This window comes from Rufibacter soli, assembly GCF_054781795.1.
Window position 1 is genome coordinate 60,936 of the sequence record NZ_BAAGTS010000002.1, and the last position, 24,859, is coordinate 85,794.

At 51.2% G+C, this 24,859-nt stretch carries 20 protein-coding genes; 16 read left to right on the forward strand and 4 right to left on the reverse strand.

Annotation, left to right across the window (positions count from 1 at the left end):
• Window positions 1-46: 46 nt before the first annotated feature.
• From nuoD to ACYVJQ_RS02305, 12 genes are all read left to right on the forward strand, one after another.
• Entirely contained in the window at window positions 47-1,261 is a 1,215-nt protein-coding gene (gene nuoD, locus ACYVJQ_RS02250; protein WP_460891449.1) for an NADH dehydrogenase (quinone) subunit D, read from the forward strand.
• A gap of 67 nt (window positions 1,262-1,328) precedes the next feature.
• Window positions 1,329-1,868, forward strand: coding sequence for an NADH-quinone oxidoreductase subunit NuoE family protein (locus tag ACYVJQ_RS02255; RefSeq protein WP_460891450.1), 540 nt, complete (start codon window positions 1,329-1,331; stop codon window positions 1,866-1,868).
• Window positions 1,850-3,193, forward strand: coding sequence for an NADH-quinone oxidoreductase subunit NuoF (gene nuoF, locus ACYVJQ_RS02260; RefSeq protein ID WP_460891451.1), 1,344 nt, complete (start codon window positions 1,850-1,852; stop codon window positions 3,191-3,193). Before ACYVJQ_RS02255 ends, nuoF begins: the two co-directional genes overlap by 19 nt.
• A 350-nt stretch (window positions 3,194-3,543) precedes the next feature.
• On the forward strand, window positions 3,544-4,548 hold the full coding sequence (locus ACYVJQ_RS02265; RefSeq protein ID WP_460891452.1) for an NADH-quinone oxidoreductase subunit G: 1,005 nt from the start codon (window positions 3,544-3,546) through the stop codon (window positions 4,546-4,548).
• Window positions 4,548-5,627: an NADH-quinone oxidoreductase subunit NuoH gene (gene nuoH / locus ACYVJQ_RS02270; protein WP_460891453.1), complete on the forward strand. Its 1,080-nt coding sequence runs from the start codon at window positions 4,548-4,550 to the stop codon at window positions 5,625-5,627. Before ACYVJQ_RS02265 ends, nuoH begins: the two co-directional genes overlap by 1 nt.
• Before the next feature lie 116 nt (window positions 5,628-5,743).
• Entirely contained in the window at window positions 5,744-6,205 is a 462-nt protein-coding gene (locus tag ACYVJQ_RS02275; protein ID WP_460891454.1) for a NuoI/complex I 23 kDa subunit family protein, read from the forward strand.
• Window positions 6,206-6,238: 33 nt separating this feature from the next.
• Window positions 6,239-6,754: an NADH-quinone oxidoreductase subunit J family protein gene (locus ACYVJQ_RS02280; protein ID WP_460891455.1), complete on the forward strand. Its 516-nt coding sequence runs from the start codon at window positions 6,239-6,241 to the stop codon at window positions 6,752-6,754.
• 243 nt (window positions 6,755-6,997) lie between these two features.
• Window positions 6,998-7,327, forward strand: a complete 330-nt coding sequence (gene nuoK / locus ACYVJQ_RS02285) for an NADH-quinone oxidoreductase subunit NuoK (protein WP_460891456.1) — start codon at window positions 6,998-7,000, stop codon at window positions 7,325-7,327.
• A gap of 57 nt (window positions 7,328-7,384) precedes the next feature.
• A complete protein-coding gene (gene nuoL / locus ACYVJQ_RS02290; protein ID WP_460891457.1) occupies window positions 7,385-9,340 on the forward strand; it encodes an NADH-quinone oxidoreductase subunit L in 1,956 nt (651 codons plus the stop codon).
• Window positions 9,341-9,350: 10 nt separating this feature from the next.
• Complete coding sequence (locus tag ACYVJQ_RS02295) at window positions 9,351-10,802, forward strand: complex I subunit 4 family protein (protein ID WP_460891458.1); 1,452 nt, start codon at window positions 9,351-9,353, stop codon at window positions 10,800-10,802.
• Between the two features lie 44 nt (window positions 10,803-10,846).
• Window positions 10,847-12,223 (forward strand): NADH-quinone oxidoreductase subunit N, encoded by a 1,377-nt coding sequence (locus ACYVJQ_RS02300; RefSeq protein WP_460891459.1) that lies wholly within the window; start codon window positions 10,847-10,849, stop codon window positions 12,221-12,223.
• Between the two features lie 202 nt (window positions 12,224-12,425).
• Complete coding sequence (locus ACYVJQ_RS02305; protein ID WP_460891460.1) at window positions 12,426-14,294, forward strand: chloride channel protein; 1,869 nt, start codon at window positions 12,426-12,428, stop codon at window positions 14,292-14,294.
• Between the two features lie 118 nt (window positions 14,295-14,412).
• On the opposite strand, the gene ACYVJQ_RS02310 is transcribed toward ACYVJQ_RS02305, so the two are convergent.
• The 4 genes from ACYVJQ_RS02310 to aspS all read right to left on the reverse strand — a co-directional run bounded on the left by ACYVJQ_RS02310 (window position 14,413) and on the right by aspS (window position 19,018).
• Complete coding sequence (locus tag ACYVJQ_RS02310) at window positions 14,413-15,129, reverse strand: LytR/AlgR family response regulator transcription factor (protein WP_460891461.1); 717 nt, start codon at window positions 15,127-15,129, stop codon at window positions 14,413-14,415.
• Window positions 15,110-16,168 carry a sensor histidine kinase gene (locus tag ACYVJQ_RS02315; protein WP_460891462.1) on the reverse strand — a complete coding sequence of 353 codons (1,059 nt, stop codon included), beginning with the start codon at window positions 16,166-16,168 and terminating at the stop codon, window positions 15,110-15,112. The genes ACYVJQ_RS02310 and ACYVJQ_RS02315 overlap by 20 nt, the downstream gene beginning before the upstream one ends.
• A 9-nt stretch (window positions 16,169-16,177) precedes the next feature.
• A complete protein-coding gene (locus ACYVJQ_RS02320; RefSeq protein WP_460891463.1) occupies window positions 16,178-17,044 on the reverse strand; it encodes an alpha/beta fold hydrolase in 867 nt (288 codons plus the stop codon).
• A gap of 222 nt (window positions 17,045-17,266) precedes the next feature.
• Entirely contained in the window at window positions 17,267-19,018 is a 1,752-nt protein-coding gene (gene aspS / locus ACYVJQ_RS02325; protein ID WP_460891464.1) for an aspartate--tRNA ligase, read from the reverse strand.
• Between the two features lie 492 nt (window positions 19,019-19,510).
• Between aspS and ACYVJQ_RS02330 the strand changes: the two genes are divergently transcribed.
• From ACYVJQ_RS02330 to ACYVJQ_RS02345, 4 genes are all read left to right on the forward strand, one after another.
• A complete protein-coding gene (locus ACYVJQ_RS02330; RefSeq protein WP_460891465.1) occupies window positions 19,511-21,979 on the forward strand; it encodes an outer membrane beta-barrel protein in 2,469 nt (822 codons plus the stop codon).
• A 380-nt stretch (window positions 21,980-22,359) separates the two neighbouring features.
• Window positions 22,360-23,019: a hypothetical protein gene (locus ACYVJQ_RS02335; RefSeq protein ID WP_460891466.1), complete on the forward strand. Its 660-nt coding sequence runs from the start codon at window positions 22,360-22,362 to the stop codon at window positions 23,017-23,019.
• 668 nt (window positions 23,020-23,687) lie between these two features.
• On the forward strand, window positions 23,688-24,299 hold the full coding sequence (locus ACYVJQ_RS02340; RefSeq protein WP_460891467.1) for a tetratricopeptide repeat protein: 612 nt from the start codon (window positions 23,688-23,690) through the stop codon (window positions 24,297-24,299).
• Between the two features lie 91 nt (window positions 24,300-24,390).
• Window positions 24,391-24,786 carry a hypothetical protein gene (locus ACYVJQ_RS02345; RefSeq protein WP_460891468.1) on the forward strand — a complete coding sequence of 132 codons (396 nt, stop codon included), beginning with the start codon at window positions 24,391-24,393 and terminating at the stop codon, window positions 24,784-24,786.
• Window positions 24,787-24,859: the final 73 nt, after the last annotated feature.

The following is a 24,859-nucleotide window of genomic DNA, read 5'->3' on the forward strand; positions in this document are numbered from 1 at the left end:
TCACAGACAAGGCCGTTGGCGTTTCTGCTTACAACTAAGTGCCAACATGGATTTAGTCAAACAGACCACCGAAATAAATACCACCGATACCTTTGTGCAGGAGTTAACCACCCTGAACTTAGGCCCAACGCACCCCGCCACCCACGGCATCTTCCAGAACATTCTGCAAATGAATGGCGAGAAGATCGTGTCCGGGGTGCCCACCATCGGGTATATTCACCGCGCCTTTGAGAAAATCGCAGAGCGCCGCGCCTTTTACCAGATCACCCCGCTCACAGACCGCATGAACTACTGCTCCTCGCCCATCAACAACATGGGCTGGTGGATGACGGTAGAGAAGCTGTTGGGCGTAACCGTTCCAAAACGCGCCGAGTACATTCGCGTGATTGTGATGGAGCTGGCCCGTATTGCAGATCACCTGGTGTGTAACTCTATCCTGGGCGTGGACACAGGGGCCTTCTCTGGCTTCCTGTATGTGTTCCAGGAGCGCGAGAAAATCTATGAGATCTATGAGGAGATCTGCGGTGCCCGCTTGACTACCAACATGGGTAGGATTGGCGGCATGGAGCGTGATCTTTCTCCGCTGGCTATTGAAAAAATAAAGAAATTCCTGAAGGAGTTCCCGGCCGTGATGACCGAGTTTGAGACCATGTTCAACCGCAACCGCATCTTTGTGGACCGTGTGGAAGGCGTGGGCCCTATTACGGCAGAGCGCGCATTAAACTATGGCTTTACCGGTCCTAACCTGAGAGCCGCTGGGGTAGACTATGACGTGCGCGTCATGAACCCGTACTCTTCTTACCAGGACTTTGAGTTTGATATTCCGGTAGGTACAAAAGGCGATACCTATGACCGCTTCATGGTGCGTAACGAGGAGATCTGGCAAAGTCTGCGCATCATTCAGCAGGCCATTGACAACCTGCCTGAAGGACCGTACCACGCCGATGCCCCTGAGTTCTTCCTGCCGCCAAAGCAAGAGGTATACCGCAACATGGAAGCCTTGATCTACCATTTCAAGATTGTGATGGGTGAGATTGACGCTCCGGTGGGCGAGGTGTACCACTCTGTGGAAGGCGGAAACGGTGAGCTTGGTTTCTACCTGGTGTCTGACGGAGGCCGTGCGCCGTACCGTCTGCACTTCAGAAGGCCGTGCTTTATCTATTACCAGGCTTACCCGGAAATGGTAGTGGGCACGCAGCTCTCAGATGCCATTGTGATTCTGTCCAGCATGAACGTGATTGCCGGCGAGCTGGACGCCTAAGCGCTTAACTAGAAATTGATTTTTCCCAAGCCTGCCGCAGTGCAGCTTTATACCGACCATTGACCAAATGGATCAAACAGCAAGTGTCAACAACGTAGAGTTCTCGGAAGGGGCCAAGGCCGAAATCCAGCGCTACCTTTCCCATTATCCCGAAGACCGGAAGAAATCGGCGATCCTGCCTATCCTGCACATCGCGCAAGCGGAGTTTGGCGGCTGGGTAAGCCCGCAGGTAATGGACAAAGTGGCCGAGATCCTGGGTATACAGCCCATTGAGGTGTATGAGGTAGCCACCTTCTATACCATGTTCAACCTGAAGCCGGTAGGCAAGCATGTGTTGGAGGTTTGCCGAACGGGCCCTTGCATGCTGCGCGGCTCAGACCAATTAATTGAACACCTGGAGCACCGCCTGGGCTGCAAAGTAGGCGAGACCTCTGCAGACGGCAACTTTACCCTTAAAACCGTAGAGTGCCTGGCCTCTTGCGGCACCGGCCCTATGCTGCAGGTACGGGAGCAATTCTACGAAAACCTGGATCCCGCCAGCACTGATCAGTTGCTGGAAGACCTGAAAGCCTTAACCGTAAGGAAACCATGGGAAGAAAATTATTAACCGAACATATCAACGTTGAAGGCATCCATACCTTTGACGTGTACCGCAAGCATGGCGGCTACGCCTCAGTAGAGAAGGCCCTCAAAACCATGACCCCAGAGGCTGTGGTGGAAGAGGTGAAAGCCTCTGGTCTGAGAGGACGTGGTGGCGCCGGTTTCCCTACGGGGATGAAGTGGAGCTTTCTGGCCAAGCCCGAAGGCAAGCCGCGTTATTTGGTGTGCAACGCAGATGAGTCAGAGCCCGGCACCTTCAAAGACCGGTACCTCATGGAGAAACTGCCGCACCTTTTGATTGAAGGCATGATCACGTCTTCCTTCGCGCTGGGCTGCCGCACTTCTTATATCTACATCCGGGGCGAGTTAATGTACGTGCTGCGCATTCTGGAGAAAGCCATTGCCGAGGCCTATGCCAACGGTTTCTTAGGTGAGAATATCCTGGGTAGCGGTTACTCCCTTGACCTGCACGTGCACCCAGGCGGGGGCGCGTACATCTGCGGGGAGGAAACAGCTTTGCTGGAGTCTCTGGAAGGCAAGCGCGGCAACCCGCGTAACAAGCCTCCTTTCCCTGCGGTATGGGGCCTTTACGGCTGCCCAACAGTGGTGAACAACGTGGAGTCTATTGCCACTGTTCCCTGGATTGTGAACAACACTGCCGCTGAATACGCCAAAATTGGGGTAGGACGCAGCACGGGTACCAAACTCATCTCCGCGGGTGGTAACATCAACAAGCCGGGCGTGTACGAGATTGAGATGGGCATTACCGTGGAGGAATTCATCTACTCTGATGAGTACTGCGGTGGTATCTGGAAAGGCCGTGACATGAAAGCGGTGATTGCCGGAGGTTCCTCGGTTCCTATTCTGCCTAAAGATCTGATCCTGAAGACTGCCAACGGCGAAGACAGGTTAATGACCTATGAGTCGCTTTCTGACGGAGGTTTTGCCACGGGTACCATGCTGGGCTCCGGAGGGTTCTTCGTGATGGATGACCAGGCCTGTATTGTACGCCACACCTGGACCCTGGCCCGTTTCTACCACCATGAGTCCTGCGGACAGTGCAGCCCATGCCGTGAAGGAACCGGTTGGTTGGAGAAAGTATTGCACCGCATTGAGCACGGCCACGGCCATATGCATGACATTGACTTGTTAGTGAGCGTTGCCAAGCAGATAGAAGGAAACACCATCTGTCCGTTAGGAGACGCCGCCGCCTGGCCGGTTGCCGCCGCCGTTCGTCACTTCCGTGAGGAGTTTGAGTGGCACGTGAAACATCCGGAAGCTGCTACGGCCCCCGGTGCCGTGTTTAACAAGGCTGAATCGGTTATCGCATAAATACCTGTTTTAGGCCTGTTTTTTAGAAAACAGGCCTAAAACGCAAGACTAGAAGAATCGCTTCTACGCTCAGTTCATAGAGAAGGATTCTCTAAAAAAGACCACCCCACGCTGTTATCCTGAAAGGACCTTGTGGGAAAGCTAGAAAGGCAGAAATGAACCGCTACTACCGTTCGCCCACAAGATCCTTCCAGGATGACAAAAGAGGAAAGAAGGGGACTAGAAGTGATAAGTACAAGTGCCGTTTTGAGCCTGTTTTTCTAAAAACAGCCTTGAAACGGAAAACAAATAAACAGCCATTTGTTGCGCGTCCAGAGCAATGGACAAGCAGCAATCAACAATAATTTGAAATGGTAAAAATAACGTTTGATGGCATAGAGGTGGAGGTAGAGGAAGGAACTACTATCCTCAACGCAGCCCGTAAAATAGGCGGCGAAGTGGTGCCTCCTGCCATGTGCTACTATACTCCCCTGAAGGGAAGCGGCGGTAAATGCCGCGCCTGTCTGGTGAAGGTAGCGGCCGGTTCTGCCAAAGACCCGCGCCCTATGCCTAAACTGGTGGCCTCTTGCGTAACACCCGTGCAGGACGGCATGGTGGTAGAAAACACCACTAACCCAGATGTGCTGGCCGCCCGCAAAGGCGTGGTGGAAATGCTTTTGATCAATCACCCCCTGGATTGCCCTATCTGCGACCAGGCCGGCGAGTGCGACCTGCAGAATTTCTCGTATGAGCACGGTACCTCGGCTACCCGCTATGAGGAAGAGCGCCGCACGTTTGAGAAAATAGACATCGGGCCGCTCATTCAGCTGCACATGACGCGCTGCATTCTGTGCTACCGCTGCGTGTACACTGCTGACCAGATCACTGAGAAGCGTGTGCATGGCGTGCTGGGCCGCGGAGACGCCGCCGAGATTGGTACCTACATTGAGAACGTGATTGACAACGAGTTCTCAGGAAACGTGATTGACGTATGCCCAGTGGGCGCTCTGACCGACAAGACCTTCCGGTTCAAAAACCGCGTGTGGTTCACTAAACCCATGGATGCGCACCGTGACTGCCCTACCTGCTCAGGTAAGGTGGTGCTTTGGATGCGCGGCAATGATGTGTTGCGCGTAACGGGCCGCAAAGACAAATACGGCGAGGTGCAGGAGTTCATCTGTAATACCTGCCGCTTTGACAAGAAAGATGTGAACGAATGGACCATTGAAGGACCACGCCACATTGACCAGGGTTCTGTGATCTCTGCCAACCACTATGAGTTGCCGGTCTTGAATGTGCCGGTGGTGCCTAACTTGCCAGGTTCTACGGAAGAAGATTTAAAAGACACTCCTTTTAACTTAGGAAGACACGCATAATGGAGCTATCCCTATTATTGATCAAAGGACTTATCATCCTGGCCGTCTTCGGCATCACTTTATTAATTGCCACTTACTCTACGTATGCAGAGCGCAAGGTGGCCGCCTTTATCCAGGACCGCGTGGGTCCAAACCGCGCAGGCCCTTTTGGGTTGGCGCAGCCGCTGGCAGATGCGGTGAAGCTTTTCTTCAAAGAGGAGTTCGTGCCGGCCAATGCCAACAAGTTCCTGTTCATTGCTGGCCCTTCATTGGCCATGTTAACGGCCTGTATGTCCAGTGCGGTAATTCCGTTCGGGGGCTCGCTGATCATTAACGGCGAGCACATCCATTTGCAGGCCATTGAGGTGAACATTGGTATTCTGTACATCTTTGGCGTAGTGGCTTTGGGCGTGTACGGAATCATGATTGGGGGCTGGGCGTCCAACAACAAGTTCTCTCTGCTGGGCGCCATCCGGGCGGCTTCGCAGAACATCAGCTATGAGCTGGCCATGGGTATGTCTATCATTGCCTTGTTGCTGGTAACCGGTACCTTGTCTATGCGTGAGATTTCCGCGCAGCAGGGGCGGGAGATTTTTGGCATATCTGGCATGAATTGGAATATCATCTATCAGCCGGTAGGCTTCCTGATCTTCATTGTCTGCGCCTTCGCGGAGACTAACCGCGTGCCTTTTGACTTACCTGAGTGCGAGACCGAACTGATTGGCGGTTACCACACGGAGTACAGCTCCATGGGTATGGGTCTGTATCTGTTTGCTGAGTACGTGAACATCTTTGTGGCCTCAGCGGTAATGGCTACCCTTTATTTTGGCGGGTACAACTTCCCGTTCCAGAATGAGTTGGGCGCTTTGCTTTCCAATGACGCAACGGTAGCCCATAACATTGTCACTATCCTGGGAACAGTGGTGTTCTTCGGGAAAATCTTCTTCTTCATCTTCTTCTTCATGTGGGTACGCTGGACCTTACCGCGTTTCCGCTATGACCAGTTGATGAACCTGGGTTGGAAAATCCTGATTCCGTTGGCTATCCTGAACGTGATCGTGACCGGCGGGGCTATTCTGGTAAAGCAGGAGTGGTTCTAATCACCTTTATGCGTACGCAGGAGAATGCTTTCAACGCTTCTTCTGCAGGCATCATTTAAAGCTAGACTGAAATGCAATCACTTAGTAATAGAGCGAAAATACTGGAGAAGAAACCCATGAACCTGTCGGAGAGAATGTATCTCCCGGCTATTTTCCAGGGGTTGTCTATCACCATGCGCCACTTCTTCAAGAAGAAGGCCACCATTAGATATCCAGAGGAAACCCGTCCCATGAGTGCGGTATGGCGCGGCTTGCACGTGCTTAAGCGCGATGAGAAGGGGAGAGAGCGTTGCACAGCCTGCGGTCTGTGCGCGGTGGCCTGTCCGGCCGAAGCCATTACCATGGTAGCCGCCGAGCGGGTAAGAGGCGAGGAGCATCTGTACCGGGAGGAGAAATATGCGGTAAGCTATGAGATCAACATGCTGCGTTGTATTTTCTGCGGCTTGTGTGAAGAGGCCTGCCCTAAGGCGGCTATCTTCCTGCAGAATGATAAAACGGCTCCGGCCCGCTATGAGCGGGATGAGTTCATCTACGGCAAAGACCGTCTGGTAGAGCCCATGCCCATTCAAAACCAATAACGCTCGGTCACACGCACCTTATCTATAACCTTTATGACGGGTAATCTTTTTTACTTTCTCGCTTTCCTTACATTGTTCGCGGCTATTGGGGTGGTTGTTTCCAAGAACCCGGTTTACAGCATTCTGTTCATGATCCTCACGTTTTTCGCGCTTACCGGGCACTACATTCTCCTGAATGCCCAGTTCCTGGCTGCGGTGAACTTTATTGTCTATATGGGGGCCATCATGGTATTGTTCCTGTTTGTGATCATGTTCCTGAACATGCGGGAAGACACGGAGCAGCATAAGCCCTTGCTCAGCAAACTGGCCGCCACCATTGCGGGGGGCGTTCTGTTTGTGATCATGATTGCCGCCTTGAAAGATGTAAGCATGATGCCCGTTGACACGGCCAATTTTGATTCTCAGATAGGCATGGTAGAGAACCTGGGCAAAGTGCTTTTCAGGGACTACCTGTTGCCGTTTGAGTTGGCGTCTGTCTTGTTCCTGGCGGCTATGGCGGGTGCCGTAATGTTGGGCAAGCGTGAGCCGGGCGAGCACAACCGTTTCTAAGGCTCTTTTCGGGGCCTGAAAAGGGCAGCGGCAAAGTTGTCCTTTTTTCTTGCCGGTTCATTATAAAGGGTTTTCTGTTTTGAGTCTGTTTTCATGAAAACAGGCTCAAAACAGAAAACCCAGGCCAAACAAAACAAACGCACGCTGCTTGCAGGTGCTTTTAATAAGGATTAACCAAAAAATGGGAATAACTTTGGGCCTGTTGCCAGGCGCTTGCAAAGCTTTTCCTCCAACACTTATCGCATGAACGAGATTCCTGAGGTTATTAGGACCATCCCGCTGAACTATTACCTGTTTTTCAGCACCGCTCTTTTCTGTATAGGGATAATTGGCGTCTTGACCCGCCGTAACGCCATCATCATCTTTATGTGCATTGAGCTCATGCTCAACTCGGTGAACCTACTGCTGACGGCCTTTTCTGCGTACCGCTCAGACCCTAACGGGCAGATCTTCGTGTTCTTCATCATGGCCGTGGCCGCCGCCGAGGTTGCGGTAGGTCTGGCGATTATTGTGATGATTTTCCGGAACCTGCGCACCACCGACATTAACATCCTGAACAAACTGAAATGGTAGCCTGGCTTTAGCTGCGCTATGTCTATAAAGAATACCGTTCCATTTACGCTTTAACAAATGCAAGAATTCATTTTGCCGGCAAACAACTCTGAGATGACCTGGGTGTGTTTGTTGATTCCGCTCCTGCCGCTGATCGGGTTCCTGATTAACGGGCTGGGAAACCGGAAATTGCCGAAAGGCTTAGCGGGACTGATTGGCTGTGCCACCGTGATTGGCTCGTTCCTGTTGTCTTTGTACCTGTTCTTCGGGTTTGAGGGCTACGGTAACCGCCCGTACACCACTGACATCTTCAACTGGATCTCCGTGGGCGCCCTCAAGATCCCGTTCTCCTTCCAGATTGACCAGTTGTCGCTTATTATGCTGCTGTTGGTTACGGGGGTAGGTTCAGTGATCCATATCTACTCAGCGGGCTACATGAGCCATGACGAGAACTTTGGTAAATTCTTCTCTTTCCTCAACCTGTTCGTGTTCTCCATGCTCCTGTTGGTGATGGGGTCTAACTACGTGATGATGTTTGTGGGCTGGGAAGGCGTGGGGCTTTGCTCGTACCTGCTCATTGGGTTCTGGAACAAGGTCACTCCGTATAACAACGCCGCCAAGAAAGCCTTTATTATGAACCGCATTGGGGACTTGGGCTTTTTGCTAGGCGTTTTCCTGATCTTTATCACCTACGGAAGCGTGAGCTACGGCGAGGTGTTCAACCAGGCTTCTCAGTTAAGCGAAGTAAATGACGGCGTAGTGATTGCCATTACCATGCTGCTGTTTGTAGGCGCCATGGGTAAATCTGCCCAGTTGCCGCTCTACACCTGGCTACCAGACGCAATGGCCGGCCCAACCCCGGTGTCTGCCTTGATTCACGCCGCTACCATGGTAACGGCTGGTATCTATATGGTGATCCGGTCAAACGTGCTCTACACCCTGGCTCCTGTCACGCTAGAGTGGGTAGCTATTATTGGTCTGGCCACGGCGCTGTTTGCCGCCACCATTGGCTTGTTCCAGAATGACATCAAAAAAGTGTTGGCCTATTCTACGGTAAGCCAGTTGGGCTATATGTTCCTGGCGCTGGGCGTGATGGCCTATTCTTCTTCTTTGTTCCACGTGTTGACCCACGCCTTCTTTAAAGCCCTCCTTTTCTTAGGAGCTGGTAGCGTGATTCACGCCATGAGCGGGGAGCAGGATCTGCGTAAAATGGGTGGCCTGAAGAAAGCCTTGCCTATCACGTTTCTTACTTTCCTGATCGGCACGTTGGCCATCTCTGGTATTCCGCCGTTTGCGGGTTTCTTCTCTAAGGACGAATTGCTGGCGCACGTGTTTGTGCATAGCAAGGTGATGTGGGCCTTTGGCCTGTTGACTTCCTTCATGACGGCGTTCTATATGTTCCGGTTGCTGTACCTGGCTTTCTTCGGGGAGTTCAGAGGCACCGAGGACCAACGCCATCATTTGCATGAGTCTCCGGCGGTTATGACCATTCCGTTGATTATCCTGGCCATTCTTTCCACCATTGGTGGATTCATGGGCTTGCCAGCGGTTTTCAGCCAGAACCACATGCTGGGTAACTTCCTGTCTCCTATCTATGAGCTGGCCAGAAGGGCCGTGCCAAGCGCCTTTGTAGAGAATCACTTATCACATGAGATGGAGTACATCTTAATGGCCGTGTCTGTAGGCGTGGCGGTGGTTGCTATTATTCTGGCCTATGTGATTTACGGCAAGAAAAGAGCCGTTCCCGCCGAGGAAGGCGCTGCCTTGTCACCCCTGCACAAACTGGTGTACAACAAATACTATGTGGACGAAATCTACAATGCCATCATTGTGAAACCCTTGATGGGCTTGTCTACCGGGCTGTACCGTTTTGTGGAAAAGGGCATCATTGACCCTATTGTGAATGGGTTTGGGAAGGTGACGTTGGGCGGAGGCCGCTCCCTGCGCTTTGTGCAGAGCGGAGCCACCGGTTCCTACATTCTTCTCATGGTGCTGGGCATCGCGTTAATTTTATTGCTGAACTTTATTATCTGATAGGCCACACATGTTAACCGCAATTTTAATTTTATGGCCGGCTGTGGCCGCGCTGCTGGTACTGTTGGTAAAAGGACAGGGTGCCAAGAAAATCGCTTTTGGGGCGGCCCTGGTAGAATTGGTACTGGGCATCTGGGCCTGGATCAACTTTGTGCCGGCTAACCCTGGTACGCAGTTCTTATTGAACCTACCCTGGATTGAGTCTGCCGGCATTGCCTTTAAGGTAGGCATAGACGGCATCAGTCTGTTAATGGTGCTATTGACGGTGTTCCTGATTCCGTTGATTATCCTGTCTACGTTCAAGCATACCTATGACCGTCCGTCTTCCTTCTATGCGCTTATTCTGTTCATGCAGACAGGTTTGCTGGGGGTGTTCACGTCTTTAGATGCGTTCCTGTTCTACTTCTTCTGGGAGGTGGCCCTTATTCCTATCTACTTCATTGCCGGACTTTGGGGCGGTGAGAACAGAATCAAGGTTACCTTTAAGTTCTTCCTGTACACGGTCTTTGGGTCTTTGTTCATGCTGGCCGCCTTTGTGTATCTGTACTTCCAGACGCCGGGTACGCACAGTTCAGAAGAAGTGGTCTTCTACCAATTGACTTTAGATGCCGCTAACCAAAGCTGGTTATTCTGGTTCCTGTTCATAGCCTTTGCCGTGAAAATGCCAGTGTTCCCGTTCCATACCTGGCAGCCAGATACCTACACCGAGGCCCCGGCCGCCGGAACCATGCTGTTGTCTGGTATCATGCTGAAGATGGGTATTTATGGCGTACTGCGCTGGTTATTGCCGGTGGTTCCCTTGGGCGTAAGCCAGTGGTCCACGGTGGTATTGGTGCTGGCCATTATCGGTATTGTGTACGGAGCCATCATCGCCATTCGGCAGCATGACCTTAAGCGCCTGATCGCGTTCTCCTCTATCTCGCACGTGGGCCTGATTGCCGCCGGTTTGTTCACCTTGAACGAGCAGGGGCTGCAGGGAGCCATGATTCAGATGCTGAGCCACGGTGTGAACGTAGTGGGTTTGTTCTTCATCATTGACATTATCCAGAGCCGCACCGGCACCCGTGATATTGCTGCCCTGGGCGGCATTACCCAGAGTACCCCGTTCCTGACCGTGTGTTTTATGGTGCTTTTGTTAGGGGCGGTAGCCTTGCCTTTGACCAACGGGTTTGTGGGCGAGTTCCTGCTTTTGATGGGCGTTTACCAATACAATGGCTGGATGGGCGCCGTAGCCGGTTTAACCATTATCCTGAGCTCCGTGTACATGCTGCGAATGTTCCAGCGTGTCATGTTTGGGGAGAAGAATACCATTACGCAGGTGTTCACGGACCTAACCTTCACAGAGAAGGCAGTGTTGGTGCCCCTAGTGGTGATGGTTTTCTGGATAGGACTTCACCCCAATACCTTTCTGAGTATCTCAGAACCGGCCATCTTGAACCTGCTGGACGTGATTAAACGCTAAACGGTAGCGACGCATATACTTTACACAGGAGAAATCACCTGCTCATGACCTCACTTATTCTACTCTCTGTTTTTGGAATCGTGAACCTGTTCTTAGGGTTTATGAAATCTAAGAAAGTGCTGATGCCCATGGTGTTACTATTCTTAGTAATTGCCTTGGGAGCCACGCTCATGGACTGGAACCAGCCGCAGAGCTATTTCAATAACATGTTCACCATGGACAACTACGCCGTTGGGTTTACCGCGGTCATGGTCTTGTCCACTATCTTTATTCTGCCGTTCTCCCGCAGCTACGGCGACCGCGAAGAAACCAACCTGGCCGAGTATTTCTCCCTGATGCTGTTCTCCCTGGTGGGCGGCGTGATGATGGTAGGCTATGAAAACCTGTTGATGCTGTTTGTGGGCATTGAGATCATGTCTATCAGTATGTACATTCTGGCGGGTTCAGATAAGCGCAATATCTTGTCTAATGAGGCTTCCATGAAGTACTTTTTGATGGGATCTTTCTTTACAGGTATCATTTTGTTTGGAGTGGCCCTGCTGTATGGCGCCACCGGAAGCTTCTACCTTTCTGAGATTGCCGCCTCGGCAGCCAATCTGGAGCCGGGCAATGCCCCTTTGCTGTTAATGGGCTTACTGCTGGTGATGGTAGGTATCACGTTTAAAGTTGGAGCGGCTCCTTTCCATTTCTGGACCCCAGACGTGTATGAAGGAACGCCCACGCTGTTTACCAGCTATATGTCTACGGTGGTGAAAACCGCCGGTATTGCCGCTTTCTACAAGCTGATGTCAGCGGCCTTTGGCGGCGCGTATGAGGAGTGGTTCCCTACCGTGGTGGCCATTACCGTACTCACGCTTTTGATTGGCAACATTGGCGCGGTGGCGCAGACCAGCATGAAACGGATGTTGGCCTACTCCAGTATCTCACACGCAGGGTACCTCATGATTGCCCTTACCTCTTTCAATGACCGGTCTGAGAACGCCCTGCTGTTCTATTCGCTGGCGTACTCGGTAGCTACCATCGCAGCCTTCGGGATTTTGAAATACGTTTCTGACGCCCGGGGCTCTGATGCGTATGATGCTTTTAATGGCCTAAGCAAAACCAACCCGCTGCTGGCCTTTGTGATGACCGTAGCCATGCTGTCTTTGGCGGGTATCCCGCTGACCGGTGGTTTCTTCGGGAAACTGTTCATCTTCTCCGCCGCGCTGGAGCAAGGCATGCTATGGCTGATTGTGGTAGCAGTGTTGATGTCGGCGGTAGGTATCTACTATTACTTTAGGGTGATCATTGCCATGTACCTGAAAGACCCGGCCGGTGAGCGCGTACCGGTTGACTCTTTTGCTACCTTCACCTTAATTTCTCTGCTGGTTTTAACGGTGCTGATGGGCATAGTGCCTGGCCTGTTCCATAACCTGCTGTAAGAGCTATGAAATTATAAAACCCAAACAGAAGAGGCGCCTAAAAAGCGCCTCTTCTGTTTTAAGCCCGTTTTCTAAAAAAACAGGCCCAAAACAGAAGCCTAGACAACACGTTTTAAAGGGTAACCTTCTCGCCCGCGTAAGGCACAGGAGCCCAATTACCCGGATCTACCCCCAAGATTTTACTACTTTAATTTATTACGCTATGAATGACAACGGTATCCCTATTTCCCCCTCCTTACGTCCAACCCTTGAAGCCGAACACGTACAGCCACTTCCGGCGCATAATAAGAAACGACTCCTTACCATTGCCGCTTTAGCGGTTTTAGTGGCGGTGGCCATCAGCTTTATTGCTAAACTTTTGGTTTACCTGATTGATCTGGTGACCAACATTTCCTTTTTTGGGGTTCTCTCTACAGAGTACATGAGTCCGGCGGGAAACACGTTAGGCCTTTGGGTAATAGTGGTGCCCGTGATTGGAGGAGTGCTGGTTGGCCTTATGGCGCTTTATGGCTCTAAGGCGATTAGGGGCCACGGGATTCCGGAGGCCATGGAGCAGATTTTGACCAACCAAAGCCGCATCAAACCTACTATTACCTACCTCAAACCTATTTCAGCGGCCATCTCTATTGGTACAGGCGGTCCGTTTGGCGCTGAAGGACCCATTATTGCCACTGGCGGCGCGTTAGGTTCCACGCTGGGGCAGCTTTTGAAGATCACGCACCATGAGCGCAAGGTCCTGCTGGCCGCCGGGGCTACCGCGGGGATGTCGGCTATCTTCGGGAGCCCGATAGCGGCAATCTTCCTGGCCATTGAACTGCTGCTGTTTGAGTTCTCGCCGCGGTCTATTATTCCGGTGGCGCTGGCCTGTATTACCGGGGCGGCCGGGCATCATCTTCTGTTTGAGCAGGGGCCGGTCTTCCCCATTCAGGAAATTATTGGTGTGCCGTCTAATACCGCGCTGGCGGGATATAGCGCCATTGGCATTGCCATGGGGCTGCTATCTGTGCTGGTGACCAAGGTGGTTTATTGGGTAGAAGACAGCTTTGAGAAACTACCTATTCACTGGATGTGGTGGCCGGCCCTGGGCGGACTAGGAGTTGGCCTAGTTGGATATTTCGCGCCGCGTACGCTGGGCGTGGGCTATGAGAACATCACCGACATTCTCTCGGGGTCCATGCCGTTGCAGATTGTGCTGTCTCTGTGTCTGCTTAAGTTCCTGTCCTGGGCCATTGCCTTGGGCAGTGGTACATCTGGTGGTACACTGGCGCCCTTGCTTACCATTGGGGCGGCCACGGGTGCTCTGCTGGGGAGCGTGATTCTGTATTTCTTCCCAGAGTCTGGGGTCACGCTCACGCTTTCTGCGTTAGTGGGTATGTCAGCTATGTTTGCGGGGGCCTCGCGCGCATTGCTTACCTCTATTGTGTTTGCGCTGGAAACCACCTGGCAAGTGAACGGGCTGTTGCCATTGCTAGCCTCTTGTACCGGTTCTTACTTTGTGTCTTTCTTCTTAATGGAGAATACCATCATGACGGAGAAGATTGCCCGCCGTGGCGTGAAAACGCCGCACAGCTATGAGCCTGACCTATTGGAGAAAGTAACCGTGGCCCAGGTGATTGAGGGAAATGGGTTGGTCTTGAGTGAAGAGAACACCATTGCTGAAGTAAGGGCCTGGCTCAACCAGGAAACCGACTACCAACGCAATTACTTTATCATCGCCAGCAATGAGAATGAGTTCAGGGGCATAGTGAGTTCGTCTAACCTGTTCAGCCACCATCACCAGCAAGACAACAAGGTGGGCAGCCTTATTAAACGGAAGAATATTTCTGTGGCCGCAGAGAATAGCCTGCGCTCCGCTGTGGAAATGATGGCGAAGGAAAACCTGGACATGCTGCCCGTGGTTGCCAAAGACAATCACGTAATGGGGGTGCTTTCTTACAGAGACATTATATCTGTGTACAGGCAGGGCATGGAGGAGCATGAACAGAAAGACCCGCACATCTCCCTAAAAAGACACGGCCTTAAAATTCTGCTGAGGGGCCAGCGGCTCATGAGCATTAACAAGCGGTCTTAAAAGGAAAGCCGGGCGTAAGGGATTGATTTGGCCTCTGCCTGAAATGCTGAGCTAGAGGTGAGACGTATGTTCTGTTTTGGGCCTGTTTTCTGGAAAACAGGCTTAAAACGCATTTCTTCTACAAACTCATCAGATCCTTAAACACCTGCGTCTGCCGCCGCGAAACCTCCACTTCCTCGCCGCCCCTCAGTTGGATCTTGATGCTTCCGCTGAACCAGGGGTTAATCTGTTCAATGTAGTTCACGTTGATGATCTGCTGGCGGTTGGCCCGGAAGAACACTTTGGGGTCAAGGCGGCTTTCCAGATAGTTGAGGGTTTTGAGAATGCAGGGGCGCTCCTGGTCAAAGGATAGCAGGGCGTAGTTGCCATTGGATTCTATGAGGCGCACTTTTTTCAGGGCCACAAACCAGCAGCGCTCGCCATCTTTCACAAACACGCGGTCCTCCTCGCTTAACGGAGCGGGCCCCATGGCAGGTTTAGCGGTTTGGTGTTTGGCCAGCGCTTTTTCCACGGCCTGGCGCAGGCGGGTTTCCTCAATGGGTTTCATGAGGTAGTCCAGTGCGTTCCGCTCAAAGGCCTGCAAGGCATACTGGTCATAGGCGGTGGTGAAGATGACCTGTGGGGTATGCTCCAGGGCTTCCAACAGTTCAAACCCGTTCTTCTGAGGCAGGTGAATGTCCAGGAACAACAAATCCGGCCGATGTTCCTCAATGAGGGCAATGCCTTCCTCGGCGTTTTCGGCTTCGCCTATCAGTTCCAGCTCCGGGAATTTAGTGAGCAGATGCTTCAGTTCCAGGCGCGCCAGGCGGGAGTCTTCAACTATGCAGACGTTCATATTCTTTGAAAGGTAGCGTGAGCGTGGCCGTCACGTGGGTGTCAGTGGTTTGGTGCAGGGCAAAAGAACCCGGGTGGTCCAAGGAATGGTTGATGCGTTCCAGCAACCGCTGAATGCCAATCCCTGATGGTCCTGAAGTGGAGTTTAACTTTCCCGTATTCTCCACCTGTACCTGTAAATGTCCATTTTGGCGGCGCATGAACAAAGAGATGCAACCTCCCTTGGCCTGCGTGCCGATGCCGTGTTTAATGGCGTTCTCCACTAAGAGTTGAATACCCAGGGGAGGAATAGCGGCTGATTTCAACTCCTCAGAGACCTCAGAAGAAAACGCCAGCTTGTCCTCAAAATGAATCTTCTCCAGTGCCACGTAATGGTCCAGAAACTCCAGCTCCTCCGCCACAGGCACTAGGTGGTTGCGGTTGTAGCCAATCACGTAGCGCATCATGGCAGACAGGCGTGTAATCATCTCGCGGGCCTTGGACGGGTCTTCCAGCACCAGAGACCGGATGTTGTTGAGGCTGTTGAACAGGAAATGCGGGTTAAGCTGGGACCGGATGGCCTCCAGTTCAGCCTCTTTCAAAGACAGTTGCAACTTAAGGGTTTCTACCTCTTTGTCTTTCCAGCGCTGTATGGCCTGGAACGCGAAATAAAAAGCAGACCACGCAGATAGCACCATAATGCCGTTGACCGAATACAGCAGCAGAATAGAGAATTCCATCTGTTTCCAGGTATATGACCCGGAAAAGACCATCTGGGCATAGGTAATTAACTGCACCAGTACGGAGACAACCACGTTATACAGCAAAAGCAAAACGGCCAGCAGCTTAATAGGAAGTTTCTGCCAGTGGTGTTTTTTGGAAAGGACGCGTTGCCCGTGCGTAGCCACCAGAAACAGGAAAGCGCCCGTAAACTGGATGCCGTACATGGTGGGGGAGCCCTTGTAGAACCTGAAACTGATAAAGAGGCCCATTAAAAAGTAAAGGGTCCAGCCAGTAAGCTGGCAGACCCAATACCATTTTTGTTGACGTGTGCTTGACATGAACCGTGCTTATTTCTTCAGGAAGGCGTCCATTTGGGCAAACATCCAGGTGGGCTCGTCAAACATGATGAAGTGGCGGGCGGAGTCTGCTATCTTAATTTCAGCGGAAGGCAAGTTAGCAAATTGCGTCTTATACATGTTGGTGGTTGTCTCTTTGGTCACGCCGTAATTTTTGTACCCGTACCAGGCACCCAGCACCAGCACCGGAGATTTGATGGCGGCAATGTCTTTCCGCAAGTCGGTGGTGTACATCTCATACATGGCCTGGCCTGTGGTCAGGTAATTAGACTTTCTGCCCCAGTCAATTACTTTCTGGATGTCTACTGAGTCTGTGGCCATGGTCACGCCGTAGCTGGCCTCCTGCTGTTTCTGCATTTCGGGGCTCATTTTGGTCATAGAATTCTTCATCTGGTCAGCCATAGGCTTGATGCTTTCCACCGTGGCGTTAGGGTTCTGGGCAGCGCCAATGTACGGCAGGCCGTCTACCACCACCGTCTTCCCGAACAACTCAGGCGCCTTCACATTCAAGGAAAGCACCATGTAACCGCCTAGGCTATGGCCCACCAACACCGGTTTCTTGAGCTTGTTCTCCTGCACGTAGGCAATAATCTCATCCCGGACCGTGTTCAGGAAATGGTCTGTTTTGATAGCCGGCTGCCCTGCGAAGCCCGGAAGTGTCAGCACATAGCAGGTGTAGCTTTTCTGGTAATGCATCAAGGTCTGGTCCCAAACCTCGCCGGCAGAATTCAAGCCAGGAATCAATATCATGGCGGGGCCTTTGCCCGACTTTACTACTTTAAACGAAGGTGCTTTTGCCTGCGCTGTCAAGGTGAGGAACAGCAGAAGGGCTAAGAGAGAGGTTAATTTTGCTTTCATGGATTTGTATGGAATAAAGGGTTTAAGTGCGATTACTTGATACAAAGGTGCACGAAAGCCCTGCGCGGGAGAAGCAAAATAGGATGAGCGGTTGATGGAAGGGGTGAGTGGTAGAAATGCGTTTTGGGCCTGTTTTCTGAAAAATAGGCCCAAAACGGAAGCGCCTGCGAAGCATAGACTCCGCAGGCGCTTTTCTGGCAATCAGCAATTAACAATCAGCAATTATTTCAGGCGGACATCTATCTGCAGCTCATCTAGCTGAGCTTGGGCAATAGGAGAAGGAGCGTCAATCATGACATCACGGCCCGAGTTGTTTTTAGGGAACGCAATAAAATCCCGGATAGAATCTGCGCCGCCGAACAAAGAGCACAGACGGTCAAACCCGAAGGCAATACCACCGTGCGGCGGCGCGCCGTACTCAAATGCATCCAACAGGAACCCGAACTGCGCTTGTGCTTCTTCAGGCGTGAAACCTAACAAATTGAACATGCGGCTTTGTACCCCGCGGTCATGGATACGGATGGAACCGCCGCCTACTTCTACACCATTGATGACCATATCATAGGCATTGGCACGTACGGCACCGGGGTTGGTGTCAATCAGGTCCATGTCCTCGGGCTTGGGCGAGGTGAACGGGTGGTGCATGGCGTGGTAGCGGTTGCTATCCTCGTCCCACTCCAGGAGCGGGAAGTCCAGTACCCACAGGGTGGAGAAGGTGTCTTTGTCACGCATGCCTAAACGCGTGCCCATTTCCAGACGCAATTCATTTAACGCTTTGCGGGTTTTATCGGCCCCGCCGGCTAAAACCAACAGTAAATCACCGGGCTGGGCATCAAACGCTTGGGCCCATTGCTGCAGGTCTTCCGGGGAATAGAATTTGTCTACGCTTGATTTCACGCTTCCGTCTTCCTGCACGCGGGCATACACCAGGCCGGTAGCGCCTACCTGCGGACGCTTCACGAAGTCTGTGAGTTCATCTAATTGCTTGCGGGTAAAGTGGGCGCTGCCAGAGGCGTTGATGCCTACAACCAGTTCAGCGTCATCAAATACCTTGAAGCCTTTGTTTTTCACTACCTCATTCAACTCTACAAACTGCATCCCGAAACGGGTGTCTGGTTTGTCTGAGCCGTAGAGACGCATAGCCTCGGCGTAGGTCATGCGCGGGAAGTCAGGCAGGTCAATGCCTTTCACGGCCTTGAACAAATGCTTCACCAGCCCCTCAAAGGTGTTCAGGATATCTTCCTGGGTCACAAACGACATCTCGCAGTCAATCTGGGTGAACTCCGGCTGACGGTCGGCACGCAGGTCTTCGTCTCTAAAGCATTTCACAATCTGGAAATACTTGTCAAAGCCCGACACCATCAGGAGTTGCTTGAACGTCTGCGGGCTTTGGGGAAGGGCGTAGAACTCACCGGGGTTCATACGGCTGGGGACCACAAAATCGCGGGCGCCTTCGGGGGTAGATTTAATGAGCACTGGCGTCTCTACCTCAATAAAGCCCTGGCCGTCCAAATAGGCGCGGGTTTGCTGGCCAATGCGGTGGCGCAGCTCCAGGCTCTTGCGCACCGGGGAGCGGCGCAGGTCCAGGTAGCGGTACTTCATGCGCAGGTCATCGCCGCCGTCGGTGTCGTCCTCAATGAGGAAGGGGGGCAATTTGGCCGGGTTCAGAATATCCAGCGCAGTAACTTTTATCTCAATGTCGCCGGTGGCGATTTTATCGTTTTTGGCCACGCGCTCAATCACTGTGCCGGTGGCTTTGATCACAAACTCGCGGCCTAGGGTACGAGCCAGCGCCAAGGCCTCTGGGTGCGAGATGCCTTCTTCCAGCATAAGCTGCGTAATTCCGTAACGGTCACGCAGGTCCACCCACAGCATGCCGCCTTTATCGCGTGATTTCTGTACCCAACCGGTTAAGGTCACTTCCTGACCAATATTTTCCAGGCGCAATTCGCCGCAGGTGTGTGAACGAAGCATTGTATCTGTTCTTTAAAAACTAATGGGCAAAGGTACTAATTGTTCTGTGATCTGGCTAAATGCGTTTTGGGCCTGTTTTTAGGAAAACAGGCCCAAAACAGCTATAGATAATTTTAGGGGTAATTGCCTGTGGAAATCTCTGGTAAGCCAGTGGGTTTTCTTGGCCGGAACGTGGCGATCCATGCAACTCTTCTGCTTTTATCTGGTCTTTTATTCCAGGCGCCCAAACTGTTCACCCGGCCACCCCGATAACACGGCTACTCCCTGCTGAGATTGCTTTTGGCAGGTGCAACAGACGAAAATCAGGTGTCCGGTTTTGCATAGCCATTTGTCCATAACCGGACAGTTTTAGTTTTTAACTTATATGCTATGTGTTGATAATTAATGATTTATGTAGTTGGCATAGCCCTTGTGTTGCTTGAGACTGAAGTAGGGGCTTGTTCCTCTATCATTTAACCTTATTCTATTCACCCTGATAAATCTTTACCCGCCATGTACACCAAACTCCTTTTACTACTAGCCATGTTTTGGCTCATCTGCCTGGCGCCAGTGGTCCGGGCCCAGGATCAAGAAAGATTTGACCTAACAGGTATAGTAAAGGGAGCCAAAGGCGAAGTCTTGCCGGCGGCTAACCTGCAACTGGTCAAAGACCCGGGTCAGGCATTGGTGAAAGTGGAGGTCTCTGGTCAGGATGGGGCTTTTCAGTTCAGTAACCTGCCCGCGGGCCAGTACAAACTCATGGTCTCTCATTATGACTATGCGCTGTATACGTCCGCCACTATTCAATTGCAGAAGAACACCAATGTAGGCGTAGTCACTCTGGCAGAGCGGGCGGTAGCCCTGCAGGAGGTGAAGATAGAGGCCCAGAAGCCTTTTGTGGAGCAATATTTTGACAAGACCGTGCTCAACGTGGAGAATAGCATTACGGCTGCCGGCAGTACGGTGCTGGAGGTACTGGAAAAAGCGCCGGGCCTAGCCGTAGATCAGAATGACAACATTAGCATGCGGGGGCGTTCTGGGGTCATGGTTATGATCAACGGTAAGCGGGTGCCCATGTCGGGTACAGAGTTGGCCACCATGCTGCGGGGCATGAATGCCAATGACGTGGCCAAGATAGACTTGATCACCAACCCGTCTTCCAAGTATGACGCGGCCGGCAACGCAGGCATCATTGACATCAGGCTGAAGAAGGATACCCGGCTGGGCACCAACGGCAATATTACCACCTCCGCGGGCTACGGCGAGTTGCCTAAATTAAACCAGGGCCTGCAGGTGAACCACCGGGCCAAAGACCTGAACGTGTTTGGCTCCTATAACTACGTGCACCGCAAGGATTTCAACAAGCTGGACATTTACCGCGAATTCTTTACACCCAACACCGAGCGCCGGCTTGTGGGGGTGAATGACCAGAAAAACCTTTTCTCGCACCAGATCAACAGCCACAACGCCCGCTTGGGGTTTGACCTGAACCTGTCTCCCAAGACCATTGTGGGTGTGGTAGGAAGTGGCATTTTCACCGACATTAACCGCTCTACCGCCAACCATTCTCAGTTTTTAGACAACCAACGGCAGTATGACAAATCAACGGTCACTACCGCGCTCAACGGCACCAACCGCAACAACCAGGCGCTTAATTTCAACCTGAAGCACACCATTGACAGCACCGGCAAAGAGCTAAGCGCTGACGTAGATTATGCGGCCTTCCAGTCACATGACCGGCAGAACTTTACCACCCGCTACTTTGACACAGACAGGCCTATGCCAGACTCTTTGTTGCACGGCAACCTGAACGGCGAACTCACCATTAAATCGGCTAAGATAGATTACACCCAGCCTCTCAAGGCTTGGGAAGCCTCTCTGGAGGCCGGCCTGAAAAGCAGTCTGGTGCACGCAGACAATAACCTCCAGTTTTTTGACAGAACCAGCGAGCGCAACACCCTGGACCTGAACCGCAGCAACCATTTCATCTACCGCGAAAACATCAACGCCGCCTACGTGAACGTGAATAAGAAATGGGACAAGGCCAGCCTGCAATTGGGCCTTAGGGTAGAGAATACCAACGCCGATGGGGAACAGCTTTCAGACGGGCAAACGTTTGACCGGCAGTATACACAGTTGTTTCCAAGCGCCTTTGCGGGCTATAAACTGAATAAAACGCATGACGTAGGGCTTTCCTTGAGCCGGCGCATAGACCGGCCTACCTATAACCAGCTAAATCCCTTTGTGTTCTACCTGGACCCCAGCACCAAATCCTCCGGCAATCCTTTTCTGTTGCCGCAGATGACGTATTCCTTTGAGTTTACGCACACCTATAAAGAAAAGTACGTGACCAAACTCAGCTACAGCCGCACCACTGATTATATCGTGTCTGTACTGTCTCCAGAGCCGCGTCCGGTGCCAGATCCCAATCCAAACCAGATTCCGGTGGTAATTCAGCAGGACCGAAATCTGGCGCAGTTCCATTACTATGGCGCCAGCTTCTCTATTCCGGTTTCGGTGGCCCGGTGGTATACCAGCACCAATAATATTGAGACGTATTATGGCCTTTACAAGGGTAACCTGGCCAACACCAACCTTAAAAGCGGACGCCCTACCTTCTCCATCAACTCCACCAACACCTTTCAGTTGCCTAAGGATTGGTCTGCCGAGGTGGTAGGCATTTACCATGCCCGTGAGGTCTACGGCTTCCTGGATATTCAGCCCATTAGGTATCTGAACCTGGGCGTTCAGAAACAGTTCCTGGACAAAAAGGCCAACGTGAAACTGAATGTGACAGACGTGTTCTATTCCAACAAGGTAAGGGCCACCACCGCCTTGACCGGGTATCTGGAAAACTTCTACCAGCGCCGTGATACCCGGGTGGCCACGCTTAGTTTCACCTATCGGTTCGGCAAAAACCAGGTAGCCCCATCGCGCCGCCGTACCGGAGGGGCAGAAGACGAAAAACGGAGGGCCGGCTAACGGACCAGATGAAAGGGAAAAGGTCCCGCACAGAGAAATAGGCAAGAAGGCCTGGATTCAGTATTGGGTCCAGGCCTTCTTACTTTGGGTGGCATCAGAAATACCTTGGTAAGCCCAAAGGAGTGATCTGAGGTAATGGCTTATGAAGCTGGGGAGGCTGTGGTTCTACCGGATACAACTTCTGGTAAAAGGTTTTATTCTTTATTAAGAAGTTGTTATATCCTTTGAAGAAAATTTTGAGGTAATGACAATCCTTGTTAAATAGCTTACATACTCCTTGTAAAAACAGAGAAAGAAGTGGTAGGTGCAAAACTGCACTATTTGAATCTGGATAGCGGGAAAGAGGAGGAAATGGAGCATAAACTTAAAATATACTGATAATGCTTAATCTAGCCTGGGGAAATCTGACCATTGGAAAGTCTAAAAAAAGATCTGATGCAGGTGTGCTTAACAAAAAGGAATATTTTGATAGAATCAATTACGTGCGCACGGCCTCGGGGCTACGTAAGGTATTGCTGGCGCAAAAGCATTTACCGGTAAACGCGATAGAGCCTATTAATTATAAGGGGCTATCCTTTGGCGCCACTATAAGGGCTGCCAAGCAAATTCTGGGCAAGCCAGAGTTACACGCTAATAAGGAGGAAGAAGTGCAGGGGCATGAGGTGTTGTTCTATTTCTCCACCCTTGGCTCTGGGAGAGTAGTTGAATGCCTGCACTTTTTGCACGGAAGATTTATCATGGCCCAAACCATTGTGAAGAGGCCCAAGCCAGAGAAGACCAAGGCAGTGCTGGCTGCGGTGCTGGAACAATATGGCTTGCTACAGAAAGCGGCAGATGACCTTACCCCTGAAAACTTTTTCCCGGTCTGCGATTCTTCCCGTAACCGGATTGAGGTACACTATGCTTTTGACCTTATGCTTACTTATGTCACCGGGGATGCTGACGTATTCTCACTGGTAGAACCGGCGCAGGCTCAGGAGTGGTACAAAGGCTCCTTCTTCCGCAATGCTTTCCGGCAGCATTTGGTCCGGTACGTATAGCCTCCCTCGTTAGAATACTCCAAGTCTATTCCCTCTTCCTTAGGCCCCAATCCATGGCATCTGCTGGCAAAAAGCAGACATCTTGGATTGGGGCAACTTATTTTTGGTCTCCCCAGTAAGAGCCTTCCCCATTTAGACCTATTTCCAGAAATGAATTAATGAAAGATAAATTGTAATTCTGGTTTACAGGAACCTGTCGGCTTAAAAGCAAGAAGGTAAGAATGCCAACAGAAAAGCCAAAAACCGGCTATAGAATGCATAAATAGGTGGTTTTTATAATTTATAAAATAAAATTTAGTCATTTACAGGTTGTAACGGTGAGGTAGGACCGGGTAAAAGCCAACCAAGGAAAAGATATGGCTATTCCATTCGAAAAATTTAAGGTGACGGGCGTGGGAAAAGATAATATTTTCTCTGATTAAGAGAAAAATCAAAAATGTGGAAAAATATTTTCTCAATAAAAACAGGGTTTAAACAGAGAATAAGGCTATTTTATCAAAAAGGTTCCATAAAAACATATTTTTTTATAAAACGTCTTGTTTTAATCAAGAACCATTGCATATATTTGTCACATTCTTCTACGGTATTGAAATATTTGATGCCTGGAACAAAGTGGTTCACCTTACGTTCGTAGAAACTTTAGTAATCCACCCCAGAAAAAGAAAGTGATGAAAGTTTTCAAAGTAGTTTCGTTTGTGCTCGCGTTCTCGGCCCTCGCTTTGCAAGGGGTGGCAGCCATTGATGTGACTTCTGCTACAGAAAACTCCGCTAAAGAGAAAATCAGAAAGATCTCCCTGTTGATCAAAAGAGAGCCTTCTAACAGCCAGGCGTACGCTGACCGTGCTGCCGCTAAAATGGAAGCAAAAGACATGTACGGGGCCATTCATGATTTCTCTGCCGCCCTTACCCTTTCTTCAGCAAGCAACAGCCAGTTTCTGTTGGGCCGGGGAACCGCCTTCCTTGAAATTGGCGCCTACAAAGAAGCCCATAAAGACTTTAGCCTGGCGCTGGAAAATACCTCTTCCGCTGAGTTGCTATACGGACGTGCCGTGGCCGCTTACTTCTTAGATGACTACTTTGGTGCGCTGCGTGACCTGGACCAGGTAATTGCCATTGCCCCTAATCACCCAAAGGCTTTGTACAACAGAGCTGTAGTGAAAATGGAGTTAAAGCAACTTGACAGCGCCGCTGAAGATCTGGAAAGCTTCCTATCCCATTTCCCAAACCATGCAGAGGCTGAAAGAGCCCTGGCTTTGGCAGACGCTGCCATGCAAAAGTAAAACTGGCAACTATACCGGCAGAAGCGCTTTACCCACAACGTATTAATATAAACTAGTTATACTCTAACCCCAAAAAACTAAACCTTTCATCATGAAAAATTTTTCACTCGTTCTGTTCTTTTTCTTTGCCCTTGTAGTTAGTGCTGTTGCTCAGGATACTCCTGCCACTACTGAAGCAGTTGACAAAGCGTCTACTTCCGTATCTCGTTTAATGGTGCAGTCAATGGGTCTGAACGAAAGTGAGTACATCCAGATCAAAGCCTTGAACCAAGATCGTTTGGCTAAAGCAGCTGAGGTTGCCAAAATGTACAGCAATGACACTGAGATGCGTGATGCCCGTCTGAAAGCAATTGAAGGCGAGTTTGAGTCTGACCTTTTCAAAATCCTGAATGCCCGTCAGGTAGATGCCTACGCCGCTTTCAAAGCCAGACCAGAAGGAAACTTCCTTTCAATGGTTAACCAAGTAAGCAAAAGCACCAAAAAATAAGGAATACCTTTTCCTGCAATAAAAAGAGAGGCCTGCTATCAAGCAGGCCTCTCTTTTTATATCCTTATTTATG

Coding starts and splice junctions, on each gene's coding strand:
- nuoD (WP_460891449.1), top strand. CDS start 47: ATGGATTTAGTCAAACAGACCACCGAAATAAATACCACCGATACCTTT.
- ACYVJQ_RS02255 (WP_460891450.1), top strand. CDS start 1,329: ATGGATCAAACAGCAAGTGTCAACAACGTAGAGTTCTCGGAAGGGGCC.
- nuoF (WP_460891451.1), top strand. CDS start 1,850: ATGGGAAGAAAATTATTAACCGAACATATCAACGTTGAAGGCATCCAT.
- ACYVJQ_RS02265 (WP_460891452.1), top strand. CDS start 3,544: ATGGTAAAAATAACGTTTGATGGCATAGAGGTGGAGGTAGAGGAAGGA.
- nuoH (WP_460891453.1), top strand. CDS start 4,548: ATGGAGCTATCCCTATTATTGATCAAAGGACTTATCATCCTGGCCGTC.
- ACYVJQ_RS02275 (WP_460891454.1), top strand. CDS start 5,744: ATGAACCTGTCGGAGAGAATGTATCTCCCGGCTATTTTCCAGGGGTTG.
- ACYVJQ_RS02280 (WP_460891455.1), top strand. CDS start 6,239: ATGACGGGTAATCTTTTTTACTTTCTCGCTTTCCTTACATTGTTCGCG.
- nuoK (WP_460891456.1), top strand. CDS start 6,998: ATGAACGAGATTCCTGAGGTTATTAGGACCATCCCGCTGAACTATTAC.
- nuoL (WP_460891457.1), top strand. CDS start 7,385: ATGCAAGAATTCATTTTGCCGGCAAACAACTCTGAGATGACCTGGGTG.
- ACYVJQ_RS02295 (WP_460891458.1), top strand. CDS start 9,351: ATGTTAACCGCAATTTTAATTTTATGGCCGGCTGTGGCCGCGCTGCTG.
- ACYVJQ_RS02300 (WP_460891459.1), top strand. CDS start 10,847: ATGACCTCACTTATTCTACTCTCTGTTTTTGGAATCGTGAACCTGTTC.
- ACYVJQ_RS02305 (WP_460891460.1), top strand. CDS start 12,426: ATGAATGACAACGGTATCCCTATTTCCCCCTCCTTACGTCCAACCCTT.
- ACYVJQ_RS02310 (WP_460891461.1), bottom strand. CDS start 15,129: ATGAACGTCTGCATAGTTGAAGACTCCCGCCTGGCGCGCCTGGAACTG.
- ACYVJQ_RS02315 (WP_460891462.1), bottom strand. CDS start 16,168: ATGTCAAGCACACGTCAACAAAAATGGTATTGGGTCTGCCAGCTTACT.
- ACYVJQ_RS02320 (WP_460891463.1), bottom strand. CDS start 17,044: ATGAAAGCAAAATTAACCTCTCTCTTAGCCCTTCTGCTGTTCCTCACC.
- aspS (WP_460891464.1), bottom strand. CDS start 19,018: ATGCTTCGTTCACACACCTGCGGCGAATTGCGCCTGGAAAATATTGGT.
- ACYVJQ_RS02330 (WP_460891465.1), top strand. CDS start 19,511: ATGTACACCAAACTCCTTTTACTACTAGCCATGTTTTGGCTCATCTGC.
- ACYVJQ_RS02335 (WP_460891466.1), top strand. CDS start 22,360: ATGCTTAATCTAGCCTGGGGAAATCTGACCATTGGAAAGTCTAAAAAA.
- ACYVJQ_RS02340 (WP_460891467.1), top strand. CDS start 23,688: ATGAAAGTTTTCAAAGTAGTTTCGTTTGTGCTCGCGTTCTCGGCCCTC.
- ACYVJQ_RS02345 (WP_460891468.1), top strand. CDS start 24,391: ATGAAAAATTTTTCACTCGTTCTGTTCTTTTTCTTTGCCCTTGTAGTT.